Source organism: Candidatus Poribacteria bacterium (assembly GCA_021295755.1).
GTDB lineage: Bacteria > Poribacteria > WGA-4E > WGA-4E > PCPOR2b > PCPOR2b.
The window spans coordinates 1-5612 of sequence record JAGWBT010000171.1; the positions used below are offsets into that span (position 1 = coordinate 1).

At 50.8% G+C, this 5612-nt stretch carries 4 protein-coding genes; all 4 read right to left on the reverse strand.

All coding sequences use genetic code 11. The annotated features are described in order from the left end of the window. Window positions 1–125 precede the first annotated feature (125 nt). Genes J4G02_20275 through J4G02_20290 form a run of 4 tightly spaced genes read right to left on the reverse strand, consistent with a single transcriptional unit; the run spans window position 126 to window position 5300 of the window. Window positions 126–1178 (reverse strand): hypothetical protein, encoded by a 1053-nt coding sequence (locus tag J4G02_20275; protein ID MCE2396863.1) that lies wholly within the window; start codon window positions 1176–1178, stop codon window positions 126–128. A 31-nt stretch (window positions 1179–1209) separates the two neighbouring features. After that, window positions 1210–2985 (reverse strand): ATP-binding protein, encoded by a 1776-nt coding sequence (locus J4G02_20280; GenBank protein MCE2396864.1) that lies wholly within the window; start codon window positions 2983–2985, stop codon window positions 1210–1212. Window positions 2986–3004: 19 nt separating this feature from the next. Further along, on the reverse strand, window positions 3005–4498 hold the full coding sequence (locus tag J4G02_20285) for a DNA double-strand break repair nuclease NurA (protein MCE2396865.1): 1494 nt from the start codon (window positions 4496–4498) through the stop codon (window positions 3005–3007). Then, complete coding sequence (locus J4G02_20290; GenBank protein MCE2396866.1) at window positions 4485–5300, reverse strand: hypothetical protein; 816 nt, start codon at window positions 5298–5300, stop codon at window positions 4485–4487. The genes J4G02_20285 and J4G02_20290 overlap by 14 nt, the downstream gene beginning before the upstream one ends. Window positions 5301–5612: the final 312 nt, after the last annotated feature.

Genomic DNA, 5612 nt, shown 5'->3' on the forward strand with positions numbered 1-5612 from the left:
GGAGGCGCCGCCAACTACAGCATCAAGCCCCTCCCGGAGTATCGAGATGTCTAATATGATAGACTGGATAAAATGAAATTGGGACGGATCTTGCGATCCAATCTTGTGGAGTACCACGGCGTGAACTAAGACAGAAGCGCATCATCGAATTTCACGACACTGTCCACGAGAGGGCGGTAGATGGAATTGTTCAAGTGATCCCGATACCAGCAAGCATAGGTTCCATTGGAAATATGCGAGTCTATCAAGCGGGATTCTTCAAGAAGCGTCCAAAGGTTATGCGAGGCTCGTTTGCTGAAGCCTTCTATCCCGCTCTCAGCTAATCCCTCAATGCCGAACTCCAGGCACGACGGACACTGGCATTCTGAAAGTTGCTTGTGTTCTTCGTCGCTGGGCTTTCGGCCTCTCCACTTTCCTAATTGAGCCACTAGCCTGTCACCGCAGCCCTGGAGTTGCACAATCCCGCGTGCGGCGCGGTTTCTCCATCCGCTGGAATCCACGGAGTCTATCCCCATGAGCGCAGCTATATGCAGGGTCGCGGTGCCGCCTATACCGAAAACATGGATTCGCTTGTCCGAAAACTCCGCGCGTGTTCGTCGAATCATGTCCAATACTTCATCATACGCCATTGCCTTGGGCATTCGGAGTAGGTTGGGCACGATGCCGCCTAGAGCTACGACCGACTTGCGATTTAGAATCTCACTTGCTTTGAGGCGCTCAATGTAACTGTCTAGGCGACGGCTTATGTGAATAATTGGCACATAGCCATCATGAGAATACGCTAGATTGACTTCCATAGTGCGCTCAAGACAATCAAGTTGCTCCTTATCAGTCATGCGCGGAGCGGGGATATAGTCTTGTGGAATGACATACCAGTCTGGCTTGGCGCGCAACACGAACTCTTCATAATCCTTACGCGAGACTTCCCCACCAGACATGGCGAAGTTGAAAGCACCGTTATCCAGATATATCGAAACGCTGGGTGGAATGTCGAGAGCCTTGTGCAGCCCTTCACGCATCGCCTTGCGCCGGATAGACGGCATTCTATTGAGGTCCGCCCAAGAAACCATGACCTCTTTGAGGGCAGGCAGATGAAAAGGGGATGTTCCATCCCACACGCGAGGCTTTAGGTTTCTGAGGCTAAGCCCCGCGACGATTTCAAGTCTTTGCCTAGCGATGCCGTCAGCCAATGGGCTGCACGGTCCGCTTTCACCTTGTCCCACGTCCACCTCCTTCCTGCGTCTCGATTCTTGCTTTTTCAAGTGCCTCAAATGCGTCTTCCTCTTCCCGTTCACCTTGGGATTCGGGTTTCTTCATTCTGACAAGGACAGGGAAGTTAGTGAACTGACCGGAAAGTATTGCTTCGCCCAAATCCATATCAGGGAGCATCCTCGCTTCATCCTCTCCGAGCGTTTCAATGACATTTCTTACGAACCTCTGGTCGGCGGGGTTTACCATACGCATGATGATTTGGGAGTTACATTGAGACAGAGCAGTTTCGTCAAGGCGTGAAGGACGCTGGCTGACGAGTATCATGCCAACGCCAAACTTGCGACCTTCCTGGGCTATTTGGCGCGTCGTGTTAACTGCGCGTTGCTCAGCGGGTGTATTAGTTCTCGCAGGCGCGAAGTAATGCGCCTCTTCCAGCAGCAACAGTACGGGCAATTTCAACTCGCCACTTACTCGCTTGTCGAATATGCTGTCCGCTATGATGCTGTAAATGGTCGCCTGAAAGTCGGCAGTATAACCTGCGAGAGAAACCACACTGACTTTCCCATAATCTACGAGTTCGACTCGGTCCGTTGGAAGGGGCTCGGCATGCTGTGCAACATTTCTGTTGATTGTCTCCATTCTTCTCAATACGGACGCCGCCTGACGCGCCCTCATCTTTATGCCTCTCAGCGTTCCTATGTCTCTGCCGCTGTATCTGTTAATCTCACGCCAGCCCCATTCCGCCAATTGCCGCTTTGCATCGCTATCGTCATTAGCAATAGCACTTTCCCCGGCCTCAGTGATATTGGCAATCAACCACATGTCGGGGTTGATGCCGTATTGCCGGATGTCGGGGTTGCCAATGCTGTCGGAGAGCCACCTTGTTCTCTCGTTCATTTCGTCAGAGTCATCTACATTAAAAAAAGACCTCGCCGCAGAAAACACATCGTCGAATCGGGTATTCATGGTGTCAGTAAGAGGATAGCCTAACGTATCTATGATTCGCGCTACCGTTTCAGTTTCTTCCTCTAACACAGGGAACTGGGCGTAGTATCTTCTCACCTTTCCCGACAGACCGAGCACATCCGACAATCCCGTGTAATCTCCGTGCGGGTCGAAGATTACAATAGGATAGTTCTTTTCTGCCAACTGCTCGATGATGCGGCGCGCCGTCCAGCTTTTCCCCGCGCCGGTCATGGCGAGTATGGCAAGGTGGCGGGTTACTATGGCGTGACCGTCTACATGCACATCCACTTCATTTCGGTTGGATAGTGTCGCCAAATCAAGTGCGCGTCTGCCGTTTTCGTCAAGTTCGCCCAAGACGATTCGCTTGATGTCCGCTGAATCCGGGCGATAAGCGGAGGTTGCAGGTTTGGCGGGATAGCGAAGCTGTTCCAGCTTACCTTTTGATGCGCCTCCCTGAGGTTCCACACCCAACACCTTGCAGACCGCTGTCACCATTTCCCTGCTTAGAGACAGCACAGTATCAAATGGATTTGTTCGGGTCGCCGCCAGTTCGTGGCCCGCCTCCCTGGGAAAGAGGGGGTTGAGCCGCTCGATTCGCTGCACTTTTGCCCAAATCGTGAACTTTTCGGTTTCACTTGCGGCAGCTCCATCTTCACTCGGGCGACCGAGTTCGGCATCTACGGCGACGATGTCCTGTTCGCGTATTGCCTCGTGTGCGACCGCAAGACGAAATTCGGCGCTCGTGCTCTCGCCCACCAGTGTTCCAACATACCAGTCGGACGCTTGGTTGACAGTCGAATTCACCATAAGGGTTTCTCCTTCAGGCTCATGCATCGGGGCGGAACAGCCAGTCTCGATTTGTCATGTATATTGCCTGGACCAAGATACGGCGCATTTCGGCGTCGCTTATGCTGCCCGTTTGCAGACTTACGCCCAGATGATACCGAATAAGCTTTCCATAGGCGTCAGCAAGCCAGTTGGGGACATGAGAATACTTGTCGGCAATGTCCAGTCCCATAGGAAAACCGTATCCGGGAAGAAGCCGCGCGTACATATAGGTTCTGCGCGCCGCTTCATCAACTTGACTTGGGGAAAGGTCTTTGAAGACTTCCACCCTGATAGGTTCTGTAGTCTCAGAGACATGCACATAGTATCCGGACACGCGAGGAAATCCAAACTTCCCCGGCCTAAGCGGCGAGAAGTCAACGCGACCTGTCCAACTTTCGCCCGGTAGTGAGACGTCCACTCTACGAAGTCCTTCGTATTTGGCTTGCATCTCCCAAGTTTCCGAGTATTGCCCCGGTTTAAGCAACATGCTCAAGAGCAAAGAATCGGTATAACGCAATTTGTCTAACAGTGATTCCTCAGAAGTGAGGTCCGTTCTTCCGTACATCTCATTGAAATGAGATGTGTTGCCCTTCCGTCGCAAGCCCCGGAAAACTCTCTTGAGTAGCACTTCTTTGGAAAAATCCGTGCTACGACCTCGCTCGACAACTCCGACGATTATTGGCGCTGGATTTCGACTTTTCGCTACCTTGATTATTCGTCTGTATAGATAGGACATCCACGCCAGAGGTTCGAACAGTCTTTTTTCTATCCAATCATCTGACCTTTCCGTCAGCATCGGGTAGATGTCCAACTGAGCTTGTTTGAGAAAGTCTTCCTTTATGTCAGAGGCGATATCGGAATTGGGAGCATAGTGGTTGAGGAAGAGGTCAATGTCTCCCTCAGTAAATGGTGTATGACCGGCATAGGCTCCCATGAGATACACAAGAGGACCATGGAACATCAGAACGCGAAGGTCGCGTGTTCTCTCCAGGGCAGACAGGCCACCTAAAAGTTCTGCAGTGATACGGACTATGTCCGGAAAGTCTCGGCGTTCTTTGCTTCCGCCTTCCAAATCTCCCAGTATTACGGGGTAGTATCGAAACTGTTCTCTCTCTGCTAGACGGCGTTCACCAGTCTTGACGGTGTATGACCCTACTCGTAGGAGTATCGGCACCTGACTGGAAATCTGAACTCCACCGATTCCGCCGTCTACAAAAGTTACTATCTCCCCTTGAAGGCTAGCCCAATCTTGGTCTCCGATTTGATGCACCCTCAGTAGAGGATCACTCCTTTGCCCTTGGTCAGCCCGTTGCATAGTCTCGCGTAAATCGGAGATGAAATCTGCCGTATTTTTGAAGTAGTTGTCCCGTAGGCTTTCCGCGACAGTCAAAGCATTCTCTGCCAGCCTCATAAACAAATGTGACTGGCGATAGAGGTCATGGAGAACTTCCTCTGAGGTTGAGGTGGACGAATTGTCTTCAGGTTGATTCAATCGAGCATACCTCTATCCCAAGCCTTGCCAGTAATCGCCTAGCTTCGTCGGAACCGAAAGATCTAACAGGAAGTCCAGTTATTTGACTGACAAGCCATTTTGGGGCTATGCGCCTTCCATCCAAATTAACATACCAAGCACGGAAATTATCCGGACAGCCTAGATTCCTATCCAAAGCAGAGCGCCCTTTCTCCAAAACTTCACTAGACGACAATGCCAATTTGACACCTCTAATTCTGGCAGGCAATTGATTTGTGGCATTCCCAGCGTATTCAGGCATCTGCTGGTTGTAGAGCCAGCGCTTCATAAAGTGTAGCCTCTTACCAATAGAGCCTTCAGCTACAATTAACTTTATGCCTTTTGGAACTAGGTTGTCATATCCATCAATACAACGCAAATAGTCCTTGCCCAAACATAAGTACATCTCTTGAAAGGGCTCTTGGTTGAGCAATTCGGACAGTTTCAGGAGAGTGTGCGAGGCTAGTTCCACCGCCCGCTGCGAAGTCATCGGCTGGTCGTAATCAGGAATCGGAGTACAAGCGCGAATCAACCCAAATCGTGCAGACAAAATATAGATACAAGGGTTAGAAAGCGGAGGAGTTGCGCTTCTACGAAACTTCCTAATCATTTGATAAAGCGGTCCATCGTAGCGTTCAAGAGCGGGCATTAGCTCATTCTCAGAACGTTTCCGCTGCGAGCAGCTTACAATCAGCAAGCGAGCCGGGTAGTTGCATGAACCAATCTCCCGACTATTATCGGACGAAGCAACCGTTGGCGTTTGCTTAAAGATTTGTGCATTCATGACAACTTCCTATGCTACGAAATTGAGCGGTCAGCAAGATTGTGGTGTTGTTAGATTATAGAAGGCCTTGCGCTCATGTCCTAGCCTGTATTCTTGGCGAAACCCAAAATTATGACATATACAATCATCATAAGGTTTATCTTAAGACCTACAAACCCTGTTCGACACTCCGATGCACCATACCATTATGCTATCCTCATCCCATTAGCAGTCGAATCAACAGCAACGAGGCACACCCTTGATCCCCCTCAGACTCAGCGTCAACAACTTCATGTGCTACCGCGACGACGTGCCGCCCCTGCACTTCGAGAG

Coding starts and splice junctions, on each gene's coding strand:
- J4G02_20290 (MCE2396866.1), bottom strand. CDS start 5,300: ATGAATGCACAAATCTTTAAGCAAACGCCAACGGTTGCTTCGTCCGAT.
- J4G02_20280 (MCE2396864.1), bottom strand. CDS start 2,985: ATGGTGAATTCGACTGTCAACCAAGCGTCCGACTGGTATGTTGGAACA.